Source organism: Longilinea arvoryzae (genome assembly GCF_001050235.1).
In the GTDB taxonomy this organism is placed as follows: domain Bacteria; phylum Chloroflexota; class Anaerolineae; order Anaerolineales; family Anaerolineaceae; genus Longilinea; species Longilinea arvoryzae.
Genome location: NZ_DF967972.1, coordinates 837,136 through 863,141, shown reverse-complemented (window position 1 = coordinate 863,141; position 26,006 = coordinate 837,136). Strand labels below are relative to the sequence as shown.

The 26,006-nt window shown below is 59.3% G+C and carries 21 protein-coding genes; 8 read left to right on the top strand and 13 right to left on the bottom strand.

Features of this window, described 5'->3' with window-relative positions:
• The first annotated feature begins 172 nt into the window (after window positions 1-172).
• Entirely contained in the window at window positions 173-1,552 is a 1,380-nt protein-coding gene (locus LARV_RS03870) for a hypothetical protein (RefSeq protein WP_075072400.1), read from the top strand.
• A 30-nt stretch (window positions 1,553-1,582) separates the two neighbouring features.
• On the opposite strand, the gene LARV_RS03865 is transcribed toward LARV_RS03870, so the two are convergent.
• The 3 genes from LARV_RS03865 to LARV_RS03855 all read right to left on the bottom strand — a co-directional run bounded on the left by LARV_RS03865 (window position 1,583) and on the right by LARV_RS03855 (window position 5,620).
• Complete coding sequence (locus tag LARV_RS03865; RefSeq protein WP_075072399.1) at window positions 1,583-2,932, bottom strand: MFS transporter; 1,350 nt, start codon at window positions 2,930-2,932, stop codon at window positions 1,583-1,585.
• Window positions 2,933-2,954: 22 nt separating this feature from the next.
• Entirely contained in the window at window positions 2,955-4,655 is a 1,701-nt protein-coding gene (locus LARV_RS03860; RefSeq protein WP_075072398.1) for a GxGYxYP domain-containing protein, read from the bottom strand.
• Between the two features lie 104 nt (window positions 4,656-4,759).
• Entirely contained in the window at window positions 4,760-5,620 is an 861-nt protein-coding gene (locus LARV_RS03855) for a DegV family protein (protein WP_075072397.1), read from the bottom strand.
• Window positions 5,621-5,835: 215 nt separating this feature from the next.
• Here LARV_RS03855 and LARV_RS03850 point away from each other — a divergent pair, with 215 nt between their 5' ends.
• Entirely contained in the window at window positions 5,836-7,314 is a 1,479-nt protein-coding gene (locus LARV_RS03850; RefSeq protein ID WP_075072396.1) for a hypothetical protein, read from the top strand.
• Window positions 7,315-7,408: 94 nt separating this feature from the next.
• On the opposite strand, the gene LARV_RS03845 is transcribed toward LARV_RS03850, so the two are convergent.
• The 4 genes from LARV_RS03845 to LARV_RS03830 all read right to left on the bottom strand — a co-directional run bounded on the left by LARV_RS03845 (window position 7,409) and on the right by LARV_RS03830 (window position 11,024).
• Entirely contained in the window at window positions 7,409-7,861 is a 453-nt protein-coding gene (locus LARV_RS03845) for a hypothetical protein (protein ID WP_201785871.1), read from the bottom strand.
• A gap of 57 nt (window positions 7,862-7,918) precedes the next feature.
• Complete coding sequence (locus LARV_RS03840; RefSeq protein WP_075072395.1) at window positions 7,919-9,022, bottom strand: saccharopine dehydrogenase family protein; 1,104 nt, start codon at window positions 9,020-9,022, stop codon at window positions 7,919-7,921.
• Between the two features lie 69 nt (window positions 9,023-9,091).
• Window positions 9,092-10,117: a hypothetical protein gene (locus LARV_RS03835; RefSeq protein ID WP_075072394.1), complete on the bottom strand. Its 1,026-nt coding sequence runs from the start codon at window positions 10,115-10,117 to the stop codon at window positions 9,092-9,094.
• A 34-nt stretch (window positions 10,118-10,151) separates the two neighbouring features.
• A complete protein-coding gene (locus LARV_RS03830; RefSeq protein WP_075075100.1) occupies window positions 10,152-11,024 on the bottom strand; it encodes an aminoglycoside 6-adenylyltransferase in 873 nt (290 codons plus the stop codon).
• Between the two features lie 331 nt (window positions 11,025-11,355).
• Here LARV_RS03830 and LARV_RS03825 point away from each other — a divergent pair, with 331 nt between their 5' ends.
• On the top strand, window positions 11,356-12,933 hold the full coding sequence (locus LARV_RS03825) for a glycosyltransferase family 39 protein (protein ID WP_075072393.1): 1,578 nt from the start codon (window positions 11,356-11,358) through the stop codon (window positions 12,931-12,933).
• Between the two features lie 90 nt (window positions 12,934-13,023).
• Here LARV_RS03825 and LARV_RS03820 read toward each other — a convergent pair whose 3' ends face one another.
• Window positions 13,024-13,221 carry a hypothetical protein gene (locus LARV_RS03820; RefSeq protein WP_075072392.1) on the bottom strand — a complete coding sequence of 66 codons (198 nt, stop codon included), beginning with the start codon at window positions 13,219-13,221 and terminating at the stop codon, window positions 13,024-13,026.
• Between the two features lie 184 nt (window positions 13,222-13,405).
• Between LARV_RS03820 and LARV_RS03815 the strand changes: the two genes are divergently transcribed.
• Entirely contained in the window at window positions 13,406-14,713 is a 1,308-nt protein-coding gene (locus tag LARV_RS03815; protein ID WP_152031683.1) for a hypothetical protein, read from the top strand.
• Window positions 14,714-15,011: 298 nt separating this feature from the next.
• Here LARV_RS03815 and LARV_RS03810 read toward each other — a convergent pair whose 3' ends face one another.
• From LARV_RS03810 to LARV_RS03800, 3 genes are all read right to left on the bottom strand, one after another.
• Window positions 15,012-16,793: a glycoside hydrolase family 2 protein gene (locus LARV_RS03810; protein ID WP_201785870.1), complete on the bottom strand. Its 1,782-nt coding sequence runs from the start codon at window positions 16,791-16,793 to the stop codon at window positions 15,012-15,014.
• A 173-nt stretch (window positions 16,794-16,966) separates the two neighbouring features.
• Window positions 16,967-18,916: a glycoside hydrolase family 127 protein gene (locus tag LARV_RS03805; RefSeq protein ID WP_075072390.1), complete on the bottom strand. Its 1,950-nt coding sequence runs from the start codon at window positions 18,914-18,916 to the stop codon at window positions 16,967-16,969.
• The gene (locus LARV_RS03800; RefSeq protein WP_075072389.1) at window positions 18,891-20,198 is read right to left on the bottom strand and encodes an MFS transporter; all 1,308 of its coding nucleotides are present in this window, start codon (window positions 20,196-20,198) and stop codon (window positions 18,891-18,893) included. Before LARV_RS03800 ends, LARV_RS03805 begins: the two co-directional genes overlap by 26 nt.
• A 558-nt stretch (window positions 20,199-20,756) precedes the next feature.
• On the opposite strand from LARV_RS03800, the gene LARV_RS03790 reads away from it, so the two are divergent.
• The 4 genes from LARV_RS03790 to LARV_RS03775 are packed head-to-tail and all read left to right on the top strand — an operon-like array spanning window position 20,757 to window position 22,619.
• The gene (locus LARV_RS03790; protein WP_075072387.1) at window positions 20,757-21,317 is read left to right on the top strand and encodes a dihydrofolate reductase family protein; all 561 of its coding nucleotides are present in this window, start codon (window positions 20,757-20,759) and stop codon (window positions 21,315-21,317) included.
• Between the two features lie 11 nt (window positions 21,318-21,328).
• Window positions 21,329-21,817 (top strand): SRPBCC family protein, encoded by a 489-nt coding sequence (locus tag LARV_RS03785; protein WP_075072386.1) that lies wholly within the window; start codon window positions 21,329-21,331, stop codon window positions 21,815-21,817.
• A gap of 3 nt (window positions 21,818-21,820) precedes the next feature.
• Window positions 21,821-22,084 (top strand): DUF2277 domain-containing protein, encoded by a 264-nt coding sequence (locus LARV_RS03780; RefSeq protein WP_075072385.1) that lies wholly within the window; start codon window positions 21,821-21,823, stop codon window positions 22,082-22,084.
• Between the two features lies 1 nt (window position 22,085).
• A complete protein-coding gene (locus LARV_RS03775) occupies window positions 22,086-22,619 on the top strand; it encodes a dihydrofolate reductase family protein (RefSeq protein WP_075072384.1) in 534 nt (177 codons plus the stop codon).
• Between the two features lie 122 nt (window positions 22,620-22,741).
• Here the strand turns inward: LARV_RS03775 and LARV_RS03770 are convergent, their stop codons facing one another.
• Together LARV_RS03770 and LARV_RS03765 are read right to left on the bottom strand one after the other, a co-directional pair.
• A complete protein-coding gene (locus LARV_RS03770) occupies window positions 22,742-23,665 on the bottom strand; it encodes a DMT family transporter (protein WP_075072383.1) in 924 nt (307 codons plus the stop codon).
• A 299-nt stretch (window positions 23,666-23,964) separates the two neighbouring features.
• The gene (locus LARV_RS03765) at window positions 23,965-25,977 is read right to left on the bottom strand and encodes an SPFH domain-containing protein (protein WP_075072382.1); all 2,013 of its coding nucleotides are present in this window, start codon (window positions 25,975-25,977) and stop codon (window positions 23,965-23,967) included.
• Window positions 25,978-26,006: the final 29 nt, after the last annotated feature.

Here is a 26,006-nt window from a genome sequence, read left to right as displayed (position 1 = left end):
ATCCGGGCAGGTGACCAACAGCCGTCCGCAGCCTGATTCAGAGCCGGACGGCTGTTCTTTAATCAGACCGTCAATTAACGATATTGATCCGATATCTATTTTCATAATAATTCGGTAAAATAGTTACAGCTTTTCACCAGTTATTTTAAACGAATACAAGGAACAGATCGCCATGAAACGTCGCCTTTCCTGGTTCCTGGCATTGAGCGTCCTGCTGCTGACGGGTTGTATCGATTCTTATCCAAAGCCAGCGCCGCGTTCGCTGATGGATATCAATCATAGCGCCACCGCCGATTCGCAACTGGCGATCGCCGTGGATTCGGGTGGTGCCAAATACCTCCTGCACGCCGAATGCCCATCGGGTTCCAATCCGTCCTGTGAATTGACCTACGAAATGACGCATATCGGTGAAGTGGGGGTGTTGTGGTACTTCACCCCGGCTTCCGGATATACCTTCCGCAACCCGGACATCGTGGTCACCGACTCGGGCCCGGCCTATATGATCTGGCAGAATTGCCCGGCAAACAATGTCAATGGGCGGGAGTGTTCCACCTGGTACACCACCAGCGACCAGATGGATCCGCAGGTGCTCGACCTGGGTACGCACAGCCTGTCGGCGCCCATCCTGGCCAGCCGCGGTGATACGGTGTACGCGGTTCATGAAGTCACCAACGACTACGCCACCGGCAGCGTCTTGCGTTTCTGCCGGATCAGTGATGCAGGCTTTGGCTGCCATTTTGTCAGCGACCATCCCGTTGCGGATGACGGCATACGGCGCACCAACCCCGCTGCGGCGGTGAGCACGGCCGGCTCATTGCACGTCGCCTGGCTGCAGGGTTCCGGAAACAGCAAAACCGGCTATCTCAACGATAATTACGGCGCCGTGGATGTCGATATGGCGCACGAATTACAATATGAAACCGGTCCCTTCTTTCCACCCGCCATCAGCATCGAATCCGACGATGGGTATCTTTACATCGCCATGGCCGCCGACGAGAGCAGCAGTGATTGGATGAGATTGTATTACTGCGCTCCCAGCGATTGTAAAAACGTTGGCGGTTTGAAGACGATCGACCTACCAGCGGCCAAATCCTGGTACTTCTACGGCGGCCCCGCCATCGCCTCCACCAGCGATCGCGTCTGGATCGTATTTTCTGCCCACAATAACGATCACATCAACCAGGGTGATCTCTACATGACCGCCTGTTATCCGAATGGTTCCACCTGTACGCCTTCGCGCCTTGAACCGTTCTACACGGGCACTGACCACGCCTGCCATCCCAGGATCGGCCTGGTGGACGGGTTGGTTCCGGTGATCGGCTGGCATATTTGCGGATTTCCGACCATGGCAGACGATATTTATTTTTATGATTTGGTCAATGGAAAGAAGATCATCCATTCCACCGATTGGAACGGCCGCGGCGGGCTGGATATGGCCGTCAATGGCGAATATGTGGCCGGCATCTGGAACGAAATTCAGAGCGACGGCCGTCTGGCCACCTGGCTGGCCTTCAACGCTCACATGACCTATATCCCGGCCGTCCGGAAATAGGTTTCGCCGATTGTTGAAAACAATCGAAGACTAATCTGCTTCCTTCACCCCCGCCACCAATTCGGCGTGATTCTTACGGTTGATCGGGTACCAGATCAAGAGCGGCAGCGCCGCCAGGAAGGCGATCACCGGCACCACGGCGAAGAAAAAACGGATGCCAAACAGGGCGTGCGGCGTTTGGACCGCGTTGGGCACGTACCCGTACAGTTTGAGCGCCCAACCGCTGGCAGCGATGCCCAGGGCGCCGGTCATCTTGCCCAGGAAGGCATTGATGCCAAAGTAGATACCCTCGTGGCGTTCGCCGGTTTTGGCCTGATCCACCTCGATCACGTCGGGCACCATGCTCCACGGGAAGACGTACTGGGCAGAGAACCCCAGCCCGGCCACGAATGCCACCCCGTAGATGATGGGCGTGGGTCCTGGCGGCAGGAAAAAGGCCACCCCAATCGCCACGCAGGCGATCGCCAGACCCAACGCATAGGCGGGTCCCTTGCTCATCCGGGTCGACGCGTAGCGCCAGGGCAGCAGGAAGACGCCAATGGTTGCCAGCATGACGAACATGACGAAGGAAATCTGATCGGTCATCTGGAGCTGGTAGGTCAAATAGTACGGCAGCAGGCTGGTCAGTAATGTGAAGCTGATGCTGATGATGGTGCTCATGATCATGTACTGCACGAAGGGCCGGTTGCGCAGCACGTGCTGGATCTGCGAGAGCGCCGGCATTTTCGCCGGCTGCAGGTCGGGGTTGGGGCGCTCCCTGACGCCGAAGGTTGTCACCAGCAGGGTGATGACAGCGACCACGCCGAACACCCCGCCCATCCCGCTGTAAGCGGCGTTCTTCGTCCAACCCAGGCCGATGAAGAAACCCGCCACGGCCGTGGTCAGCGCCGCGCCGAGGATATACCCCAGCACGGTAAAGATCATGCGCACCGAGATCAATGAGGTGCGCTCGTCGTAGTCGTAAGTCAGCTCGGCGGAGAGCGCGTAATAGGGTACGCTCACCATGGTCTGGAAGGTATCCGCCAGCAGGAAGGAACCCAGCACGGCCAGAAACGCCTTCACCCCCACCAGGCCCGGCGGCAGCGAGAACAGCAGCCAGATCGACAGGCCGAAGGGGATGGCACCCAACAGCATGTAGGGCTTGCGGCGTCCCCAGCGGCTGCGGGTGCGGTCCGAGAGAAATCCGAAGAAAGGATCGTTGATGGCATCCCAGGTCAGTTTGCCCACCAGCAGCGCCGAACCAGCCAGGGCCGGATCGATGCCGGCGATGTCGGTGTAGAAAAACAGCAGGAAGAACTGGATCGAAGCGGTCAGCATGGAAATGCCCAGGTCGGCGATTCCATAAAACACTTTGGTGCCGGCGGAAAGTTTGGCGTTCATCGTGCCCCTCTCTTGTGGCGGGTCAGCGCCGCAAATGCCCTTTGGCCAAGGATAGGAAGGTATCCGCGCGAACGATGTGCACGTGCGCATCCTGCAGGGTCTCGGCGAAGCGCGCCACGTCTTCGATCGTGGTGCGATAGGCGAACAGGTGCACGCCGATGAAGCGCGGGCGCGGTCCGGGCGCTTCGATCAACCGGCGCACGTTCGCCAGGGTCTGTTCGGCCGCGTCCCAGATCTGGCTCACGGCCGGAATTTCATTGGCAATCACCACGCAGTCGCCGATGCGCGTTTGCGGCTTGCGCTGGATCACGGCGTAACCGGCCAGGAAATCCAGCCCTCCACCGTGACGGGCAAGCTGGCGGAGCACGCGCCGCGGCGGGTCGGCCACGTAGGTGGTCGCCACGCGCAGGCCGGCGGCCTGGCACAGGCGAACCGTCTCACGCAGGTAGCCCGGCAGGTCCGGGGCCAGCGGTGGGACGACGTAGCCCGCCCCGGAAGGACCGGCGATCAGGCAGTCGGTGACGCTGGCGGAACGCTGGAATTTTTCCAGCAGCGCCGGCGCCAGTTCGGCCAGCAGCGGCTGCGTCTCCCAATTGAAGCACACCCGGCCGCGCGCCGGGCTGTACCAGTTGCCCAGTTCGGCGGTGCTCATCATCATCAACTGGTCGCCGTCCGAAAGCGTGAAGGTGAGGTAGACGCCCTGCTCATCCAGGCGGGTTTCGACCGCCGGCGCGGGGCCGACGCCGTCCAGCGGCTTCACCCGGTTGTGAAACGAAAAGTTGCCCGCCAGGTGGGCCGGCGCCAGCCGCAGCCCGTTGGCCGAGAGCAGCAGCATCAGGCTCAGCTCATCGTCGCGGCAGGTGTGCCAGCCAAATAACGTCGGAAATTCATCCGACTGGATCGCCTCCCGCCGGGCGCGCTGCTGAATGCGAATGTTCAGGCCAACCTCGGGCGAATGCGTCCCCAGCCAACGCAGCGCGTAGCGCCGGACGAGTATATCCAGCCGCAATGCGAAGAGAACCTCGCGCAGCCAGGCCGGTCCGAACGCCAGCAGGAGCAGCAGGTCACCGCCCAGTCCTTTTTCACGGCTGGAGAGGTTGTAGATAAAGACCTTATTCTGGACCAGAAAATCGACGAATTCGGGGCGCTGCCATTCGGGTTCGATGCAGCCCAACCAGCCCGGCTTGCAACCCGGCATCAGGTTCTCCAACGCCCAGCGGTACAGATCCACCCGCTCGCCGAAACAGCCGCGCAGGTCCTGGCGCACCTCCAGACCGCAGGCTGAAACCCGAGGCAACAACGTTTCATCCACCGGCAGCAAATTTTGCTGTGCGGCCAGCATCAGCGCCAGGTTGACCGTGTCGGGAACGGCCGCGTCCCACACCACACAGCCGTTCAATTCGGCGGCGTATTTCCGAATCAGTTCGTCCAGGTTCCCGGCCTCGCGGATCCGCGCGCTGTGTTCCTGGCGGTAATACTCCAGGTTGCGGCGGTCCTGCGCCCCGACCAGGTCGCGGTATTTACCGTACCAGAATTCGTCAGACATGAAGACTTCGTTGGTACGGCGCGCGGCCGGATCGTCGTAGGTGCCGTAATCCAGATACAGCCGCGGCCCGGCCCGGTTGGCCAATCCCTGCAGCGCGGCAGCGCAAATGCGCTCGGCATAACTGCATTGCGAGACATCCAGCACGTCGATATTCAGTTCGAATGCTTCGTGGGACATAGAAAAATTATAGAGCCGGCCAACGGGCTGTCAAACCAAAACAGCCCCCTGTTTTCACAGACGGCTCAGGTCCATGTCCACTGTCTTTTACTCTTCCGGGAGTCTCAGCCTTCGGAATAGCCACACAAGGCCAGCGCGCCCGGCCCGGTATTGATGCCCAGCACCGGCCCGGTGATGTTGACCAGCAGTTCGACGGGATGGAATTCCTTTTGAATGCGCCCGGCCAGAGCCTCGGCTTCCTGCATCACGTTGCCATGCAGAACGGCCACATGCAGGTTCTCGGTGCTCTTCAGGCTGTCGAAGAACTTGCTGTAGAGCATTTCCACCAGGCTTTTGTGCGTGCGCGCCAGACCCACCGGCTCCACCAGCCCGGTCTGGTGATTGATCGAAACCAGGGGTTTCACCTGCAAGAGGCCGCCCACCCATTTCACCGCGTTGCCGATGCGCCCGCCCTTTTGCAGGTATTCGAGCGTATCCATCGCCACCACCTGGACCATATTCTTGCGCACGGCATCCACCGCGTTCAGCACGCCCTTGACGTCCAGTCCGGCGGCGACGGCGCGCGCCGCCGCCAGCACCTGCCAGCCCAGCGTCATGGTCGGGCCTTTGGAATCGACCACCGAAACCGGAATTTTGACCAGCCGGGCAGCTTTTTGGGCCATTTGGTAGGCGCCGCTCATGGCGCTGCTGACCGTCAGGATGATGATTTCCTTCGCGCCGCGGCTGGCCGCCTTTTCATAAGCCTCTGTAAAATCCGGAATGCCGGCCTGGGAGGAGGTCGGGCGCTGCGGGTCCGTGACCAGACGTTTGTAAAAATCCTCGGGTTGGATGTCCACCCGGTCGCGGTATTGCTCGTTGCCCCAGATCACCACGTGCGGGATCACGCTAATATTATACCGATCGATCAACGCCTGGGGGACATCACAGGTGCTGTCGGTAAGGATTGCAATCCGATTTTCGTCCATTTTTCGAACCTTTAATGACTAAATGCCATTTTTCTGAAGTATTCACCATTATTATACATTGTAAAACTTAAAAATTGATGTGATTTTCATAACTGATTTTGGTTCCAGGATATATCTGGCGTATGAGTCTTGGGAAAAATGGAACGAATCAACGCCCGGAAATGTCTTAAAATGAAACTACAGGGAAAGAGGAAAATTGCCGTCAGGAGTACGCCATGAAATCCAGATCGATTTTTCAGATTTGCGCGGCGCTGGTGTTATTGGCCGCTGCCTGGATCTCATCGCCGCCATCCACAACCCGTGCCGACATCGGTTGGCCGCCGCTCAGTCCGGGCGGATCGTCGCTGGAGGCGCCGCAGGGCGTCGATACCAACGTGCGCATGCTGGCCGAAGAAGTCAACCTGACCATCGAATCCTTCGAGCGTCCCGTCCCGGCAGGCGGCGAGCAGTCGCCGGCCTATCACATGCGCGCGCTGGTCGAAGCGGTGTTCACCATGCGCAACCTGGGCACAGCGGATGAAGCCTTCGACGTGTGGTTCCCGCTGGCCGCATCGCTGCGCTACCCCGGCATGCTGCCCTATACCCCTGAGAACATCGTCAGCGATTTCAAGGTCTGGGTGGACGGGCAACCGACCGCGACCGAACAGGTGCAGGCACCGGACGTGAGCGACCCGGCCCAGCAAAGCGCCTGGGCGCGCTTCGGGATGACCTTCCCAGCCGGCAAGGACGTGACCGTGCGGGTTAATTACACGCTCTATCCCAGCGGACGGCGGCCTTTCGGCGGTTTCGAGTACATCCTGCAGACCGGCGCCGGCTGGAAGGATAGCATCGGCAAAGCTGTGATCAACGTGTACCTGCCGGATACGGTCACCGCCGAAAGCGTCTCGCTGTCCGGAAAATCCATCGAAGGCCTGCCCATCGCGCCGCAGCCGACCGGTTACAGCATCGAAAACAACGTGATTCACTGGGAATTGACCGATCTGGAACCCGGCGCAAAGGACAACATCTACGTGGACGTGCTCGAACCCGAGCGCTACCGCGCCCTGGTGCGGGCGCGCGCCCAGGCCGCCAACAGCCCGGATTCGGCCGACGCGCAACTGGAACTGGCCAACGCCATCCAGGGTGCCGTGATGATTGTCAAATCGGTCGGCCAGCACGGCGGCGGGGTTACCCTGGCAGATCAGGCCAACGTCGCCTACCGGCGCGCGTTGGAATTGGCCCCGCAGCGCGCGGAGATTTACGCCGAATATGCCCGCTGGTTGATGCGCACCGGCGGCTGGTCCAGCCTGATGTTCAAAGGCGTCTGCCCGCCGGAATTGTGCGATCTGGTCAGCCGCGGGTTGAGCCTGTTTCCGGAAAACGCCGATCTGATCCAGATCAACGCCGAGATTCAATCGCTCCAGACCGAGGCCGCTCCCTACGCCACCCAGGCTGCTCTCGACCAGACCGCCACGGCGGACGGGGCTGCGCGACAGGCCACTCAACAGGCCCTGAGCGCCACAAGCACGGCGGCGGCTTTACAGCCCAGCGCCACATCCATCACCCCGACCGGGAAACCCCTCTTCACCCCGACCGTCACGCCCACGCCGGCCCGGGGACTGACCGGCTTCGAACCCTTCATCTGGCTGCCGTTGGCCCTGGTCGCGCTGGTCTTCATGTTGATCTCGATCCGCCAGCGTCCCAATCGCAGTTGACGATCGTTGCGACGGACCGGCGTGCCTACACCCGTAGGATGCCGCTCTTCGGGCGTTGGGTCGGCACGCAGGCCGACCGCTACGAGGAAATGCGTTACTGCGACCGGTTGGCGGTCCTCAACCCAAGGAACGCCGCGCCCATCCAGATCAACCCGCCGCCGTCGAAGAAAATGAACCGCAGCCCGGTGGCGCTCAACGCGGCGTGCCCCGGCGGCAGCGCCAGCCACATCCAGCTCTCGCCCAGCACGCCGATGGCCTGCTGGGCCAGCACTACCCCGAACAACGTTTTGTGACGCTGCGGCTGCAGGATGACCAGGAGATAAGGGACGTTCCACATCAGAAACAGGATCCCGTAACCGCGCACGACCGCCTCGCCGGCCACACCGGAGACTTCGAACCCGCCGGTGTAATTCTGCGGCTGAAAAATGAAGAGCAGCGCGCAGCTTACATTCAGGGCGAACACCGTCGCCACGGCCAGCCGCGCGAACCAGCGCGCGAACTTGAAATGATCTACACTTTTCATGGTTTCAGCGGGTGCATTCGTCATTGGCAATCTAGAGGATGGTTTCTTTCTTAATAATCCTCTTCATCCTCCCCATCCCTGTTATCTTTCTTCCACCTTCACCCCCATACGCCGCATATCCGCGAACAGGCGCTGCGGCTCGGCCAGATGTCCCATCATCCACAGGCCGGGGCGGCGCACTGAGCCGTCCAGCCACTGCAGCAGGCAGGCCGCCACCGGGATGGCCGTCAGTTCGTAGCCATCCGGGTGGCTGAGAGCGACCTGCACGCAAGCCGTGCGTCCATCCTTTTCTCCGTTTGCGATGACCTTCAACAAGACGATATGAGGCGGGCGGCTGAAGGTTTGCATGCTCCACCACATCAATTTACCCATCGGCCGGATGCCGCGTTTTGGCGCCAGTTTGAGTCCCAGCATGACAATCGGGGTAATGACCCAATCGGTCGCCCAATCAGAACCGGCAATAAAAAAGCCGACTTCACGCAACGACGGGTACAGGTGCGGTAATTCGCGTAGTTCTTCGAAGAACATCGAATAACAGCGCCGTTCGCCGATCTCGCCGCCAAAATTCACCTGGCGCATCTCGTACGAACCGGCCTTCGTCCAGGCACCGTTCTTAAATACCTGCGCCTGGTAGTTCTGAAAGACCTGCATCAGTTCATCGACTGCTTCCGAATAAGGCAGGTTCCGGCCCATGTTCAAATAAGCGGCTGTGATCGCGGTATCCAGGCGATCGAGACGCGCCGCCGCATACCGCACCATCGCCGCCGGCAGCCCGGGGTGAAAACCCGCCTCGGTGATGAAGCAGCGCCCGGCGCGCTCAATTTCCGGCGCCAACGCCCGCAGGACGGCCAGCTTGCCGGAATCCAACTGCACGTCCAGGTAATCCGCGCCCGCCTCCAGCGCCGCGCGCGCCACCGTTTCGGCATGGCGCATGGTCGGCGCAGCTGCCACCAGCAGATCGACGCCCTGCAAGGCCGCGCGCAGGCTCTCCGCGTTGGCTGCATCCACGCGGACGGCGCTGGCGCGCCCGCCGGGATACTGCGCGTTGAGCTGAGCGGCCAACGCGGCCGCTTTTTCCAGGCTGCGCCCGCCAAGGACGATCTCGGCCTGTGATTCTTGCAGTAAATGATGGGCCAATGGTTTTCCGGTCTGCCCATATCCACCCAGGATTAAGATTTTGGCCATAGCGTGTTTCCCAACCCCCTAAGATGAAGATCATGATGGATTCAGTATAGCAAAAATATCCGATCGGCCTTAGGATCGGGCGTAATGCAAAATCAACAGGCTGCGGAAGGTCAGATCATACATCCTGCGTTGCGCCTCGCGCCAATCGGATTCAAGCATCAGCCCGGTGTATGCGCCCCACTGCTTGAAGTAGGCGTGGTTCAACTTCAGCCGGAACAGCCCGTCGCCCGCCTCCAGGATTTCCTCAAGCGCGGCCACCTGGTTTTGGAGCGCCGCGACCCGGCTCACGACGCCTAACCGCGCCAGCAACTCCAGGCGCTGGAATTCCATCATCCAACCGGCCGCGTCCAGTTCCGCCAGGACCGGCCTGAAATCGTGCATGCAGAAGGAAGCCGGCGCAATGAGCTGCGACCCGTGCCGGGCGTTATATTCCGGAACAGGCGAAAGCTCCACCAGGCGCTGCACGCTTTGCACCAGCCCGTCCAGCCTGTGGGGCGTGCGCCAGGCCCGCGTATAGGCCAGCAAACGCAGGTGATAGAGACTCGGCCAGGCGACGCCGGGCCTGATCACCCGTTTTCCGCGGTAAACATCGAATAAATCCGCCTCGGAATGGACGTCCAGCACGGCCGCGAACCCGGCCAACGCGCGTTCGATCTGCGCCTGCACGCCGGGCAGGTTTTCGACGCCGCTGTAGGCCAGCACCGCCGCCCGGATCATCTGCGACCCTCCCAACCCCAGATCGTCCAGCAGCCCGCCAACCCTGCCAATGCCGCGCGTCAACCGGATCGGGTCGGCGCCGGCCAACGCGTGCAGCGCCCGGGAAAGAAGCGGCTGATCGCGTTCCATGCCCTTTTCACACAGCAGCCGGATACCGCACTCCGTGCTCATAGATCCGTGAAAATTCCAGGCCAGCCAGCCGTCCGGCTGCTGCCAGCCGGCGACTTCCTTGACTACTCCATCCCCCAGAATTTCCGCCTGCAGGCGGTGCATTTCAGCGCTTCCGCGCGGTTGGTTTAGAATTTCAGCGCGCAGGCGGTAGCGGATCGACGGGCAGGCCCGGTTCAAGAGTTCATCGATTGCGGCATCGAACGGCATGGCTTTACCCTCTTCGGAAGAAATGACGGCGTCCTTAGGCGATATCCTTCGCGTCCGGCGGCAGCGCCCGAATTTTTCGCAGGAACGCGCTCACCCGTTCGTCGTCGCCGTGCGGATAATCGAATCCGTACTGCCCGGCCACGAACAGCGCCGCCTGACGGAAAAGCGCGCCCATGGCTTCCAGCGCGTCCCAGGTGGAATCATCATCGGCGCCGGCAAAGGTCTGCAGCAATAATTGCCACTGCGCTTTCGGCAGGTAGCGCTCGAAATACTTGCCCTCCTTGCCCGGGTTGGCCTTGAATTCGGTTTGGATGCCGATCTGCCAGCGCAGCATTTTGGTAAGCTGCTCGCGCACGTAAATTTCCAACATCGCTCTGGCATAGGGCAGCTCGCGCCGCCACAGTCCCTTGGCCACATAAGGCGAAACCCACCAGAACTCGTTGCAGCAGTCGCCGAAAGCCTTTGCATCCGGAGGTTTGGGCAGATAGCTGTTTTCACTCGGCGGCGGCAGTGGCCCGATGCTGCCGTCCTTGTCCAACAGCAGCACGCTCAAGCTGTCGTTTTTCAGCTCAGGCCAGCGCTCCAAAGGATACACGCTCAGGTCGATGCGGTTGCCATCCGCGAACTGCGCCAGATAAACCGCATCGTAATGACCGGAAGACGGCGGATCGCCCATCTCCTCGGGCAGTTGCAGGATCATCAGCTCGCCGAACTGGCGGATCCAGGCCGGATTGTTGCGAAAGGGCGCGCTGCTGCCGCGCACCAGGTAAATGATATCGAAATCCTGGAACAGGTCGCGCGGCGCGTTTGGGTTGGCGCGCGAGCCGTTCATCACCACGGCGCGGATGCGTTCGTCGGCGCGGGCGACCGTCAGGATCAAATCCAGCATTTCATTTTCGCTGCGCATCATTCCTCTTGTTTTCCAATCATTATACGCGGGGTGCGCGTCTCGAAAGAGGGCAAACGGGCCTGTCTTCGAGAACTGCCCCAAATGAGTCTCTGTCGCATACCGGCAAACCTTCCGCAATTTTCACAATCCGCGTACAATTGTTCGGCAACTATCCTTGACGGTTGAGGCTCTGATGAGGGCATTTAGCCCTCACTAATATCTGGAAGATTTTTGAATCAAAAGAAGTAAACGTCACTGAATTGCTGCAAGGCGGACGCGAGATGCCTTACAGCCAAATTAAAAGCTTTTGGTCGGCCTGGCTCAAGATGCCATCTACAAAGGAATGAGCATGACTCTGGCACTGCGCAAGCTCAGGGAGAATATTCTCCCCATCCTGTTGTTTTCCGTTTTCCTGATCGCCGGTCTTTCCATTTACAGAGATTACGGCGTATCCTGGGATGAACCGCTCCAGAGAGATATCGGGGTGGCCAATCTGAGATTCATCCTGGGGCACGAAGATCCGCTGGTGAGCATGGCAGACCGCTTCTACGGCCCATTCTTCGAGCTCTTCCTGCTGGGAGCTGAACTGAAGTTTTTTCCCCCGGCGTCCCATCAGGATATCTACTTCTTGCGGCACCTCCTCACATTTCTGACCTTCTTCGTTGGAACGGTTTTCTTTTACATCCTTTCCAAAAGAATATTCAAGAACGCGATTACAGCGCTCCTGTGTACGGCCGCCCTGATCCTGAGTCCACGCATCTTCGACAATGCCTTCTACAACACGAAAGACATCCCGCTGCTGGTTTTCTTTATCATCAGCTTTACATTCTTCATGGTTTACGTGGACACGCGAAAATTCGTTTATCTGATTTTTCTGGCCGTCTCTTCGGCGATTACCACCACCATCCGCCTCGCCGGGTTGTTGATCCCATTTCTCACCGTCCTCACCCTGATTGTGGGCTTTATGCGTTCGCCCGAGGGCTGGAAGAAGAAGATGCGCGCAGGTCTGCCAAAACTGGCCCTGTTCCTGCTCCTGTTCGCGTTTTTCAGCGTTCTATTCTGGCCGATCCTGTGGAAGAATCCAATCGGTAATTTCATCCTGGCGCTCAACGAGTTCAGCCATTTTCGCTGGAATCTCCCCGTGTTGTTCATGGGGACCTCGTACTCCGCCACCGAGCTGCCCTGGTTCTACTCGATTGTTTGGATCCTGATTTCGACGCCCATTTTTTATTCGGTTCTGTTTTTCACCGGCGCCATCAAGTGGATCGCCGGGATCCATTTTACCGTTCGCGGTTTCTTTGAAAACCAGGCGCTGAAATTACTCGCGATCGCAGCCTGGTTTTTCGTGCCCCTGCTCCTGGTCATTTTTCTGAAATCAGTCCTTTACGACTCGTGGAGGCACCTGTTCTTTATCTATCCGGCTTTTTTGTTGTTGGCTTTTTGGGGCTTCGAAAAGACGCTGGCCCAGTTGAGCGCCAAATTCGGCCGTTTCAATGTGGCTTCGCTGGGTTTGATTCTCATTCTCGGCGCCACATTCGTCTCCACCGCCGTTTTCATGATCCAGGCGCATCCATACGAGCAGTTGTACTTCAACCGCCTGGCGGGAGGGAACCTGGCAGATCTCAAGAGCCGCTACGAACTGGATTATTGGGGGCTGTCCTACCGCCAGGGGCTGGAATATATCAGCCGGACGGACCCCAGCCCGGTCATCGATTATATTTCGGAAACCACCCCGGGAGGTTATACTTTCATCCTTCCAGAGGCGGATGAAAAACGATTGAACTGGCTTGGAATCGAAGCCGACGATCAGGCCAGGTACCTGATCATCAACTATCGCTGGAAGAAGTCCTACCCCAGCGAGTATCGGGAAGTGTATTCAGTTGAGTTGGACGGAGCCAAGATCCTCTCGGTATTCAAGCTAAGATAATTGAGACTTTTTGGCGAAGAATTTGTAAATGGGTTGGACCCTTAAGCTCCCAGACCTAATCCCCCAATCGTTTATCAAGAAGGACCTACTTTATCGAGAAGTGAATTCAACAATGCTTTTATTGGGGGTAAATCCGTCCTCCGGTCCGATTAAAGTCCAGGCGACATCGATGCTTTCCGCCAAAATGCGGGAACGGCAGCGCTCCTTGATCCCATCCGCCGTGCCCAAATCCACCGGGCGGCCATAACGCCGGGTCTTCGGGGAAACATAGGTCCATTGACAATTCATACCAGCCTCCCCTGCGACCCAATCCTGACAATGGGGCCGTTAAGGGTGAGAGGTTTATTTCATGGGTTAAAAAAGCAATTGTATAATGGAAAATGATGGCTTAAATAAAGCGTATCAATAAAAATCGTTTCAGTTTGCCAGCCAGTTTTCCGACCTATTTGTGACTCGAAAACAGGCAAAAAAGATGAAATATTATCGTAATAATTTTCATCCCGTTATTTTCTTTCTACTCATGGCAATGATAGCGTTAGCGGCCTGTGCTCCTGGCCAAAATATTCCGCCAGTCCTAGCGACAGGCACAGCGACCAGGGCAATCCAGACGAAAACGAACACGCCTGAGATGAAGGCAACCTCAACACCCACCCCGGAACACAGATGCCCGGTCTTGACCGGCGGCGCTGAACTCAAAGGCTACAGCAACCTGGTTGAGCTGGATGCCGCCATTTTGGATTATGTAAACCATGGAGGAGATCCTGCCAGCCTGAAATCGCTGCTTGCATCCACGGATTTGCTCAGAGTCAGCGCAGCGGTTGCGGATTTGGACGGGGATGCGCTGGAAGAAATTGTTGTGAGCGGGTCAATTACAATAATTAACGAAGGCTCGCCTTCGGACGATATAAATCTTATAAATATTTACCAATGCAGTACAAATGCGTATCGACTGGTCCAATCCTTTCAAACTGAGGATGTCTCTTCTGGTGACATTCTGTTCGTAGAACAAATTTTTGAAAAGGAACTTCCATTTATCATTGTCAAAATCAGGGCGACTATTGGATGGGGAACGAAATATTATGCATTCGGGTGGCGCGAAAATCAATGGAAAGAAATATTTCTTGGCGGTGGCCTAGTCGGTAGCGAGATCATGCTGGATGACCAGGATGGCGATGGAACCAAAGAGGTTTTGGTCCTGACTGGAAATTCGACAGGGTTCTGGGGCGGTGCAAGCCGGGACGAAATAGATGTATTTGCCTGGAATGGAAAGAATTTTGAGTATTCTTATTCCGATCTACCGCCAGGTGACGATCGGGTCCATTATCTTGGAGATGGTGCTGACGCATCCAAGAAGGGCAATCTGATGATGGCGATTGCATATTATGAAATTGCTGCCAGAGACTCGAATCTTTCCAGCTATTTCACAACTTATGAATTGACTGAAAATCAAACGGAATTAGCCGAGCCTTACCAAAAGGCCTTTGCGTTTTTCCGCATCGTGGTGATCTGGTTTTCGCAAAATCGGGTCGATATGGCGGATGAGGTCATTCATGAGATGAGCGAATCTTTTCCGGACGGCACGCCGGGCAACGAATTTGTCGTTGTGGCGAAGGAGTTTGCCACGCAATACGAAGTTACCCACAAGGCCATGACCTCCTGTCTAGAAGCGGTTAAGATCCTGGATACCGATTATCCGGATGTCCTCAAAGGCCACATCGGCGATTGGGGTTTCATGAATGTGTCATACAGCGCAACGAGTGAATTCTGCAAGCTTAATTAATGCGGGAATTCCGTAAAGGCCGGGTGGGCGGCACACACTGAAATTCCTTCGATAACTCAATTTTACAGGTCGGTCCTACCCTGGATGGGCGGAGGGGCGGGATAGAGAAATGTGTCGGAATAGCCTATATCGCCCTGAAGAACCGACATTGCATAATCGTGGCCATAACGTCGGGTTTCGGGACAGGCCATCCAAACTCAACGATACTTTTCACCGGCCACAATCTTGATTGCTCGTCCCTCAACCCGACCTACGCGAAGATTCCAATCCTGAACATCCTGCCTATCCTGTGAATTCTTCATCCCTGTGAATTAATCAATTTCTCGTGCGCTTTACGAACCGCCTCGGCGTCCATCTTTTCAACCTTGCGGTCGTAGGTCAGGTAGCCGTTGATCTCGATTTCCACGTCCGTGGTCTGGGTGTAGATCGCCGCGGTCAAACCCTGCGGAATGAGCGGCAGGAGTTCCTCTTCCAACAGCTTCAGGTAGGCGGCTGTCAATTCTTCGGGCGTGTCATAGAAACGATAGCCGAACTTCTGGGTCACATCCCAAACGTGGCCGGGCGTCGTCAGGCTGTAACCGCCGAATTCGGAGATGACGAAGGCGCGCCGGTCGGGCCGGGGACGGGAAAGCTTTTTAAAATAGATGTGCTTGCTTTGAAAGTCGCCGCCGCCCTGGTCGAACCAGCCGGACGCGTGATCCACCAGGCGGGTGGGATCGTAGCCCTTGAGCCATTGGGCGGTTTCTTTGGCATGAAACTGCCCCCAGCTCTCGTTGAAGGGTACCCACACGGCGAGGCAGGCGGCGTTGTACAGATGATCGACCATGGCCTGCAGGTCGGCGCGATATTCGACCCGGTTGGCCTCCTCGGCGCGGCCGAAACGGCTCAACCAGCGCCGGTCGCTGCGCCAGAAGCCGAACGCCTGGGCGGCGATCGCCACCGGCATGCCGTCGATGCGCCCGCCGTTGGGCATATCCTGCCAGACGATCATACCCAGACGGTCGCAGGCGGCATACCAGCGCAGTGGCTCGACTTTGATGTGCTTGCGGATCATGTTGCAGCCCAGATTGCGCACGTACTCGATGTCGTAGAGCATGGCTGCCTCGCTGGGCGGCGTGTACAGGCCGTCCGGGAAGTAACCCTGATCCAGCGGGCCGTAGAGGAACAGCGGCCGGTCGTTGAGCGTGAAGCGCAGGTGGCCCGCGCCGTCGGCGGCCAGTCCGAACTTGCGCATGGCAAAGTAACTGCCGACTTCATCCAGCACATTCCCGGCCTGCACCAGGCGCACCCGCAGATCATAAAGGTGCGGGTCGTCCGGGCTCCAGGCGTGCGAGCCGGGAATATTCAGGCGCAGGGGTTTATCCGCCGGGCAGGCGCCGCTGGCCACCACCTGGCCACCGTCCATGGCTTCGACCTCCAGGCACAGGTCCACCGCGTACGTTCCGCCGCGCAGGCGCACCTCGACCTGCAGCGTCTGCCAGTCCAGGTCGGGCGTTAATTTCAGGCCCGCGATGCTCACCGCCGGCACACCCTCCAGCCAGACGGTCTGCCAGATGCCGGAAACGGGCGTGTACCAGATGCCGCCGGGTTTGAGGACCTGCTTGCCGCGCTGTTGCAAGCCCGCGTCGGTCGGGTCCCAGACCGAGACCAGCAGTTCGTTATCACCCTCCCGAAGCACGTCCGTAATGTCGAAGGTGAAGGGCAGGTAACCGCCGCGGTGCTGGCCCAGTTCAACGCCATTCAGCCAGGCCCGGCACAGGTAATCCACCGCGCCGAAGTGCAATAAAACGTGGGCATCGCTCCACTGTGGGCGCGGATCGCTGAAGTTGCGTCGATACCACAGCCGCTGTTCCGGCAGCAGGGGTTTCTGCACACCGGAGAGCAGCGACTCGACCGCATACGGCACCATAATCTCGCCGTCGAAGGTCTGCGGCGCTGGGGCATCTTTGGGCAGGATGGCGTACTGCCAGGCGCCGTTCAGGTTGGCCCAGTGCGGGCGTGTCATCTGCGGGCGCGGGTATTCGGGCAGCGGGATCGGGCTATCGGGCACCCAGGGAGTGCGTAAAGGTTCGATTGACAAATTTAGCTCCTAATAAAGAGGGATTCACCACAGAGACACGGAGGACACGGAGAAGATTCATAGAAAAGAAGAGAGAATTCCTTGTTTTTTCTTCTTCTTTTTTCCCCTCTGTGTCCTCTGTGAACTCTGTGGCTGTTTTCTTCTCTTCCTCCGTGGACTCCGTGTCTCCGTGGTTATCCCTCTTTCACCCACACTGTCATCTGCGACGGGCCGCGGTTGCCCCACAGGAAGTAGGGAATAAAGGTCAGCGCTTGACCATCCACGGTCCTGCCAACCAGTTTGACGATGCCGCCCAGCAGCGCCTCATCCTCGACCCACGAAAGCGATTCTGGATCGAGGCGCGCGTCGAAAAGATCCACGCCCAGGTTGTCGCAGTCCTCCAGGCAGTAAACCAGCGGACCGCGCGTGACGGCGACCCTGCCGTCGTGACCTTTGACGCGCGGGTGGGCGCGCAGCAGCCGCACCGGCATGTCGAAATCAATCTCAACGACATCTCCCACCGACCAGGCTCGCTCGAGCGGGACGAAAACAGCCTTGCGCGGATCGTAGCCCGCGTCGGTCGGTTCATCCGAACGGACCGGCAAGGGAAAAGCCTCGGCGGGTTGGGCGTTGACGCGGGTGCGCATCCCCGCCGCCCAGGCCGGCAAACGCAGCCGCAGCGCGACCGGCTCAGGTCCGCGGACCGCCTTCACCGTCAGGCGTACATGACCCTGCCAGGGCAGTTCCGAGCGCATCTCCAGATTCAGCGGCCCGTCTGTAAAGCTGCTGCTGATATATTGGTGCACGCTCAGGCTGTCCGCGTTGTTGGTATATATGTAGCCGCCCAGATCGGCCCAGGTGCGCGAAAGATTGGACGGGCAGCACGGCACCGCGTACCAGGGTTTGCGCGTCACCCCGCCGCGGCAGGCCAGCGGATTATTGTACAGATAGCCTGTCCCGTCCAGTCCCATGCCCACAGCGGCGGCGTTGTAGAGCTGCCATTCGAACAGGTCGCTGTACTTTGCCGCGCCGGTGATCTGAGCCATCTGCCAGTTCCAGAACAGGCTGCCCAGCGCCGCGCATGTCTCAGCGTAGGCGTATTCGGGATCCAGTTCGTCGTCGTTGCCGAAGCCCTCCAGCACGGGCAGCGAACCGATGCCTCCGGTGACGTACATGCGCCGCGTCACCATGCGCTCCCAGGCTGCTTCCAGCGCCGGTAGCAGCGAACGGTCGCCGGTGGCGCGCGCAAGCATCGCTGTGGCGGTTTCGAGATAGGCAAAGCGCACCGCGTGCCCCTCTGGCACACACTGCCGGCGAATGGGGGCGTGCTGCTGAAAATACTTGCCGTTCAATACCGAAACGTACCAGCGCAGCATGATGTTGCCCGGCCGGATGGATTTGTTCCCGGGCGGCAGTTCGAAGGGCTTGAAATCGGGGTGGGTGGCCCGGTAATCCTGCTTTTGCTGCTTCACAAAAGCCAGCCGCCGGTTGGAATCGGACAATTGCCGGAAGAGATCGACGCCCAGAAACCAGGCCCGCCCGCGCCGCTCGAGGAACTGGCGGGCCATGCCCAGGTAATCGGTATCCCCCGGGGTGATGGCATGCAGCCGCAGCAGCGCGATCTCGATCTCCTCATGCCCGGGGGTGTAAGCGGCGCCCTGGCCGCGAAAATCGGCCACGATCCGGTCGGCCGCGCGCCGGGCGACCGCCAGCAGGTCCGTCCGCCCGCTGGCCTCGAAATGCGAGACGCCGGCCTCGATCAGGTGGCCGTGGCAGTACAGTTCGTGTTCGATCTGTAAATTGCGCCAGCGGACACCCGGAAAATGGATCTGGTTGTAGGTGAACAGGTAACCGTCCGGCATTTGCGCGCGCGCCAGCAGATCGATGAACCCGTCCGCCAGCTCTGCCAGGTGAGGATCGGGCCGGTCGCGCAGGATGCGCACGGCCGCGTCCAGCCATTTGTATGCGTCTGAATCGGCAAAGAACCAGCCTTCACGCAGCCCGTCGCTCAGACCGGCGGCGATGCGGAAGTTTTCGATACAGCCCGAGGCTTCGAGCTGGCGCCACTGATGAAAGATGGCCTGCTGCGCGTTGACCTGCTGGCGTTCGTACCAGAAATCAGGCAGAAGGGAGGCGATTCGCATGCTTTTTACCTGTAAAGAATAAGGGCAGGAGTCCCAGCAGGGATACCAGTGAGCCCACCTGGAAGATGATGGGCACCGGGATGAAGCCGGCCTCGCCGTTGGAGACAGTGGGGATGCCGTAAGCCTGAATCAAGGCCGAGCCGATGGCCGGGCCGATGATCATGGGGATGGCGATCCAGAAGATCATGCGGATGCCCAGGAATTTGCCGCGGTTTTGTTCGGGCAGCAGGTCCTTCAACCAGGCCACGGAGGCCACCGAAACGGCCACCGCAAAACCCTGCCACAGGAAACCCGCCGTCGCCAGCAGCGGCAGTGTCTTCACCAGCGAGAGCAGAATCCCGCCCAGGCTGCTGACCACCAGCGCAATCGCCATCATGGCGCGCTTATTCCAGCGGTCGGCCAGCATGCCGAAGGGGATGGCCACCAGGGCGCTGCCCACCATCACCGCCCCGCCGACGATGCTGAAATCCGTCTTGGTGATGCCCACATAATTCAGCAGATAAACGATCATGTAGGGGAACGAAATCTGCATGCCGATACTGGTAATCATGATGAAGAGCAGCAGAATAAACAGGGCGCGGTTCTGCCTGAGCGTATCCAGGCTGAACAACTCACCAAACTCGGCCCAAAACGAGCGTTGGTGTACATCCACCGCGGGCTGCGGCGGTTCGCGCAACAGGCTGCCGGCCACCCAGCCCACCACCAGCACAATCGCGCCCAGCGCGTAGAAGAAAATGAAATACCCCACACTGTCGATCAGCATACCCGCCGCCACCATGGCCACGATCTGCGCGATGAACACGCTCAGATTGAGCACGCCCTCCACCCGGCCGCGCTGATCGCTGGCAGCGATATCCGCCGTCCAGGCGTTGAAGGCGGCGTCGTTGGCGGTGGAGCCGAAGAAGGTCATCAGCGAATCGGCCAGCACCACCATCACCACGGCCACGCTGGTGACCTTGATGTAGGCCACGGTGGGGAAGAGGATGGTGGAGATACCCCAGCAAATGTAGCCGAACAGGATGAACGGCCGGCGGCGGCCCCAGCGCGTGTGCGCCCGGTCGCTGAGCGTGCCCATCAGCAGCGTGGTCAGCGTGGCGGTGATGGCGCTGCACGCCACCATCCAGGCCACCGGACGCGGGTCGGGGGTGATGGTGTCGTAGACGAAGGTGTTGAACCACGAGTTTTCGACCGCCCAGGCGATTTGCCCGGTGATGGCCAGCGCGGCCATGACGAACCAGGCCCGCGGCGTGATGCGTGTGGAGGAGGAAGGTGAATTGGACATGGGAATATCTTACAGCAGATTGGAAAGAAAGGGGCAGGAAAAAATGCTGAATGTTGACCCTTACCCGGCTAGGCGGCTGAATGAATTGCTGATTTCTGATGGCGGATTGCTGATTGAAGACAAGCCGCGGTGGGATCCACAACGAACCTTTGTCATTAACGTACGCTTTCTTGTCCTCGGAGTGTCCTGACAGCGTCGGTCGGGACACGGCAAAGCCGTGATCCATTGCGGCATTTGCCTGCACAGCCGTGCCCCTTCGAATTGTCTGCGGGCGGGGCCGGCGATTTCGTGAATGATTATGGCATTTGCCTGCATCGCCATATGCGTAGGGGCACGGCTGTGTGAGAAATCTACCTGATTGTGAAATTTGCCTGCCGCGCCTTGAACCGCAAGACCCCATGTCCATCGCACGGGCGGGGAGATCGAGGTCCACCGCAATCTCATAAATCGGCGCATTGTTTACAAATATTGTCTTCTTTCTTAAAATATCTTGCATTCTTCGAATATATATTCTATAATTGACCTACATTGTCATATTTATCGGTTTGAGGAAAGCAAATGCGAAAAGTGATCTTTCAAAACATGCTCACCCTGGACGGCCTCTTCGAAGGGCCGCAGCACGAAATCGACTGGCATACGGTGGACGCGGAATTCAACGAATATGCCATCGCGTTGAACGCCGAACTGGATACGCTGTTGTTCGGGCGCCGGACCTATGAACTCATGGCGGCGTACTGGCCCTCGCCGGAAGCCAGACGCGACGACCCGCTGGTGGCGGACATGATGAACCGCCTGCAAAAGGTCGTTTTCTCGCGCATGCTCGACCACGTAGACTGGGAGAATTCGCGCCTGGTGAAAAGCGATCCCGCCGTCGAGGTGGCGCGCCTGAAAGCGCTGCCCGGCAAGAACATGGCCATCTTTGGCAGCGCCGACCTTTCGACGACGTTGATCCAGCACCGGCTGATCGACGAATATCGCCTGTTCTTCAATCCCATCATCCTGGGTGCAGGCCATCCGGCTTTCAAGGGGCTGCTGGATCGGATTCCCCTCAAACTGGTCGGTTCCAAAATTTTCAAATCAGGCCTGGTCCAGTTGAACTATCAACCGGTCCAGGTCTAGGAGGTAATCTTATGGGCAACATGCAGATGACGGCTGAACCCGGAAAGCAGGAGATCTTCACCACCTATGAACTCAACGCGCCGCGCGAACTGGTCTTCAAGGTGATGACCGACCCATCCCTGGTCGGCGAGTGGTGGGGACCGGCATCCCTGACCACCGTGGTGGAAAAGATGGACGTCCGCCCGGGCGGCCAGTGGCGCGTGATCCAGCACGATCCGGCGGGTACGGAATATGCCTTCCACGGTGTGTTCCACAGCCTGAAGTTCCCCGAAACGTACATCTACACCTTCGAGTGGGAAGCGATGCCGGATCACGTCCTGCTGGAAATTTACCGGCTCGAGGCTCTGGGCAGCAAGACGCGGGTGATCGAGCATACGCTTTTCCAATCGGTGGCCGATCGGGACGGTATGCTGGCTACCGGCATGGAAGCAGGCGCGGTCGAGATGGTCAAACGGCTGGAAAAACTGCTGGCGCGCGTCGGCGCGGCCGAAAAATCCTGATCCATGTGCCGCAGCATTAAGACGCTCTATCACCTCGAGCCGCCGGCCGGCGAGACCGAAATTCAGGAAGCCGCGCTGCAGTACGTGCGCAAGATCAGCGGCTTCAACCGGCCGTCGCAGGCCAACCGGGCCGTCTTCGATGCCGCGGTGGCGGCCGTCGCGGCCGCCTCCAAAGCCCTGATCGGCGGGCTCGAAACGGCCGCCCCGCCCCGCAGCCGGACGGTTGTGGCGGTCCGATCTCACCGGTTCACAATACAGGAGCGCTGAGTTGAGAAAACTGATCGTAACGGAGTTCGTTTCACTGGACGGCGGGATGGAAGAGCCCGGCCTGTGGTCGCTGCCCTATTGGAACGCTGAAATCGCCCAATTCAAAGGGGCTGAATTCAGCGCCTGCGACGCCCAACTGCTGGGGCGCGTGACCTACGAGGGTTTCGCCAAAGCCTGGCCGAAGAGCACGGATGAAGGCGCCGAGCAGTTCAACAGCATGCCCAAGTATGTGGTCACGCGCACCCTGAAAACGCTCGAGTGGAACAATTCGCATCCCATCCGTGGCGATATCACCGCGGCCGTGAAGGACCTCAAGGGGCAGCCCGGTAAGGATATCGTCGTCAGCGGCAGCGGCATGCTGGTGGACTTCCTGCTTTCGGCAGGGCTGGTGGATGAACTGCACCTGCTGGTCTATCCGCTGCTGCTGGGCAAGGGCAAGCGCATCTTCACCAACAGCGCCCAATCTGCGCTGCGCCTGGTGTCCAGCCGCACCTTCGCCGGGGGTGTGCTGGCCTTGATCTACGCTCCGGCGTAGTAATCGATCCGGTTCGCTATCGGGGTGCCGGCCTGGCCCGCCCTGCATAAAACAAGCGCTCTCCATCATTAAAAATGGAGAGCGCTTTCTTTCCTTCTTTGAGTTCTTCGCGCACTTTGCAGTTAAACCGCGCCTTCCACCTTTTCATCCCGGGGAGCCGGCTTGAGCCGGTTGACCATCCAGATGCCCGTCAGTGTCACCGCCCCGCCGATCAGCGAAGCCCAGGTCAGCCGCTCACCGAGGACCGCCCAGGCCACTGCCACCGTCACCAGCGGCTCGATGTACAGGAACACGCCCACCTGCGAGGCCGGGATGGATTTCAGCGCGTCATACCAGAAGATGTACGCCAGCCCCGAGCAGAAAACGCCCAGGAAAATCACGCCGATCCAGCCGTCCCAGGGCATCTGGCGCATGGCCGCGAACTGCGGGTTGAGCAGGAAAAGCAGCGTGGTGAAGCCCCAGCCAAAAGCCATCACGTAGAACATCATGCGCGCCGCCGGGTGCTGCTTCAGCCCGCGCCGCGATAGGATCGAGAACACCGCCCAGTTGGGGGCACTGACCATCATCAGGAAGTCGCCGGTCGTCGCTGCCCTGCCGCCAACCAGCGCGCGCAGGTCGCCGCGCGACACCACCAGCAGCACGCCCAGCACGGCTACCCCGATGCCGAGGATCTGGAAGGCACTCAGCTTTTCCTTGAGCGCCAGCCAGCCCAGCAGCGCGATAAAAATGGGCGAGGTGGCGACGATCCATGAGCCGGTGGTGGCCTGGGCCGTGACCAGCCCATTGGATTGCAGCCACTGGTGAAAGGTGATGCCGATCAAACCGAGCAGGGCAAAATAGGCCAGGTCGTTGCGCCCGGGCAGCTCGAACTGCCGGCGCGCGAGCATGGTCAGGCCCAGCAGGGCCAGCCCCATGCCAAAGCGCAGCCAGACCAGCGCATCCGGCGCAAGGTAGCGCAGCGCCACCTTGGTGGCAACGAACGACGCCCCCCACAGCAGCACCGCGAAGGTTGCCTGGAGGTACGGAACGAGCCGCGAGCGAGTCATGCCCCCGAGTATATCAGGCAACCCCGGAATTGCGATTTACAGTTTATGGTTGCCATCCTGTAAATAATACGGTGTAAAGCGATCGCAGCATTTACAAAGATGTCGAAATTTATCACGGAATCAAAAATGTTTGAGCCGGTAGCAAGGATATTTTGAAAGCGATGATTCGGTCGGAAACCAGGAAAGAAGCGGCGCATGGTCTGCCCTCGACGAGGGCGGGCGACCGGCGCCATCAAAGTCTTTTATAGAAAGCGCCCTCCTTTTCAAGGAGGGCGCGTTTTATTGGCTGAACGGCCGGGTTACGCTTTAGCCGCCGGCGGGGTCGTTCCCGCGTCGGGCGCCTGGCGTTTTTCGCTCAGGCTCTGGCGAATTTCCTCGCGCAGCTTATCCGCTTCAGGGCTGCGTTCCTTGCCGGCGGTTTCGCCGGTGACGGCCAGGTTAAGCTTATCCGAGAGCAGCAGGGTCAGCAGCCCTTCCATGATGCTGCTGCCGGAGGCGCCGCCTTCGCCGCCGTTGCCGCCCACCACCACCCGCGGCACCACGTCCACGCGGGACTGCTGCACGGCTTCGGCGAAGCGGTTCATCACCTGCTGGGTCACCTGGAACTGCGGCCCGCCGTACGCGGCCACCTGTTCCTCGGTGGCGATGGCCTGGGCGATACCCGTACGGGCGATGCGTTCGGATTCCGCTTCAGCCAGGGCGCGGATCTGGGCCGCCTGTTGCAGGGCGCGCTGGTATTCGGCCTTACCCTGGTTGGACTGGACCGTGATGCTCAGTTCGGATTCGGTGATGTTGCGCTGCTGTTCGGTGCGCGCCTGCGCTTCGCGCAGTTCGCGTTCCTTGGCGGCCGCCACCTGCTGGCGCTGGTAGGTCTCGATCTGTTCCACAGCGATCTGGCGCGCGCGCAACTGGTTGAGGATGATCTCGATCTGTTTATCCTCGCCGGTCGTGGTCGGCGTGCCGATCAGCACTTCCTCCAGTTCCAGGTTGTAATGGGTGAACTTATCCTTCATTTCCTGGCTGGAAATGCGCTGAATGTCGTTGCGCTCCTGGATGAGCTGGATCAACGTGCGCGTCTGGCCGATGTTCTTGAAGTACGCCGAGACCATCGGGTCGAGAGTCTGCTCGACCAGTTTCTTCACGTCGCCGAAGCGCTGGATGACCAGCGGGGCCTTCTGGTAGTCGATGTGCATGACCACCGAGAGCGGCAGGGAAGGCTCGAAAGCGTCCTTGGTGATCAGCGAGACTTCGGAGAGGTTTTCATCGAAGTGGTGCGAGCCGATTTCGCTCTTGATCCACTTGAGGATGATGTTGGTGGTCGGCACCGACACCACCTTGCCGGCATAGGTGTTGAAGGCGTACTTGCCGGGCAGCAGCGGTTCGCTCCACACACCCCGGCTGCCGGTGCTCACCAGTTCGCCGTGGCGGTATTCACTGCCCGACAGATCCTCACCCAGACCGCCGGTGTAGGAAACAACCACGCCCACGAAGCCGACCTCGATGACGGTCTTGGGAATCATCTCGACCGTGGCAAACAGCCGGTTGAGGTAGTAGGTGCCTTCGACCAGCACCTGAAGCTGGCGTCCGCGCAGGCCGTGAGCGTTGATGAAGCGATCCGGCATCTGGAAATTGTTGTGATAGGTCAGCGAATCGTTGGAATCCCCGCCCACCACCGGCGCAATGATTTCACCTGAGGGCAGGGACGGGCCGTCATGCACGGTGACGACGCCGATCGAATCGTCCGAATCCTTGATCACCACCGGGGTAAAACCGTTGCGTTTGGCGATCACTTCGGCCATGCTCTGGATGACGGTCTGATCATCCCGGCTGAGCGGCATGTAATAGACGCGTTCTTCGGTGATGACCACAAACTGGGCCAGGTTGATGGCGTAGGTACCTTCACGCAAAATCTGGCGCTGCGGACCGCGCTGCCCGCCGTGGCTAAGGAAATGAGCCACGTTCTGGAAATCGTTGGCAGTGGTGTTGGTGGCCAGCACCTGCATGGCGCTGAGCGGCTCACCATCGCGCGCGAAAAGGTAGCCGATCTTGCCCTGGGCAATGGTCACGAGCGGGGCAATGTGAACCACGTACTGGATGGGGATCAAGTAATGCAAACCGCCGCGCAGCACGTCGGGCTGGTAGCCGGCCTCGCCGTGTAGCGCGATGAAACCGCCTTTGAGCGACTTGCTGCCAAAGCGCTTTTCGACGATACCAATCCGGTTGTTGGGGATGAAGCGGATCCCGGATAACAGGATCAGAATCACGATGATCCCGATTGCGATTAACAGGGTACTGCCAAAATTCAGAGTCATTCCTTCTCCTTGACGCGCTGAACGGCGCC

Bases quoted from the DNA above. Each gene is read 5' to 3' on its own strand.
- LARV_RS03870 (WP_075072400.1), top strand. From the start codon at position 173: ATGAAACGTCGCCTTTCCTGGTTCCTGGCATTGAGCGTCCTGCTGCTG.
- LARV_RS03865 (WP_075072399.1), bottom strand. From the start codon at position 2,932: ATGAACGCCAAACTTTCCGCCGGCACCAAAGTGTTTTATGGAATCGCC.
- LARV_RS03860 (WP_075072398.1), bottom strand. From the start codon at position 4,655: ATGTCCCACGAAGCATTCGAACTGAATATCGACGTGCTGGATGTCTCG.
- LARV_RS03855 (WP_075072397.1), bottom strand. From the start codon at position 5,620: ATGGACGAAAATCGGATTGCAATCCTTACCGACAGCACCTGTGATGTC.
- LARV_RS03850 (WP_075072396.1), top strand. From the start codon at position 5,836: ATGAAATCCAGATCGATTTTTCAGATTTGCGCGGCGCTGGTGTTATTG.
- LARV_RS03845 (WP_201785871.1), bottom strand. From the start codon at position 7,861: ATGACGAATGCACCCGCTGAAACCATGAAAAGTGTAGATCATTTCAAG.
- LARV_RS03840 (WP_075072395.1), bottom strand. From the start codon at position 9,022: ATGGCCAAAATCTTAATCCTGGGTGGATATGGGCAGACCGGAAAACCA.
- LARV_RS03835 (WP_075072394.1), bottom strand. From the start codon at position 10,117: ATGCCGTTCGATGCCGCAATCGATGAACTCTTGAACCGGGCCTGCCCG.
- LARV_RS03830 (WP_075075100.1), bottom strand. From the start codon at position 11,024: ATGCGCAGCGAAAATGAAATGCTGGATTTGATCCTGACGGTCGCCCGC.
- LARV_RS03825 (WP_075072393.1), top strand. From the start codon at position 11,356: ATGACTCTGGCACTGCGCAAGCTCAGGGAGAATATTCTCCCCATCCTG.
- LARV_RS03820 (WP_075072392.1), bottom strand. From the start codon at position 13,221: ATGAATTGTCAATGGACCTATGTTTCCCCGAAGACCCGGCGTTATGGC.
- LARV_RS03815 (WP_152031683.1), top strand. From the start codon at position 13,406: ATGAAATATTATCGTAATAATTTTCATCCCGTTATTTTCTTTCTACTC.
- LARV_RS03805 (WP_075072390.1), bottom strand. From the start codon at position 18,916: ATGCGAATCGCCTCCCTTCTGCCTGATTTCTGGTACGAACGCCAGCAG.
- LARV_RS03800 (WP_075072389.1), bottom strand. From the start codon at position 20,198: ATGTCCAATTCACCTTCCTCCTCCACACGCATCACGCCGCGGGCCTGG.
- LARV_RS03790 (WP_075072387.1), top strand. From the start codon at position 20,757: ATGCGAAAAGTGATCTTTCAAAACATGCTCACCCTGGACGGCCTCTTC.
- LARV_RS03785 (WP_075072386.1), top strand. From the start codon at position 21,329: ATGGGCAACATGCAGATGACGGCTGAACCCGGAAAGCAGGAGATCTTC.
- LARV_RS03780 (WP_075072385.1), top strand. From the start codon at position 21,821: ATGTGCCGCAGCATTAAGACGCTCTATCACCTCGAGCCGCCGGCCGGC.
- LARV_RS03770 (WP_075072383.1), bottom strand. From the start codon at position 23,665: ATGACTCGCTCGCGGCTCGTTCCGTACCTCCAGGCAACCTTCGCGGTG.
- LARV_RS03765 (WP_075072382.1), bottom strand. From the start codon at position 25,977: ATGACTCTGAATTTTGGCAGTACCCTGTTAATCGCAATCGGGATCATC.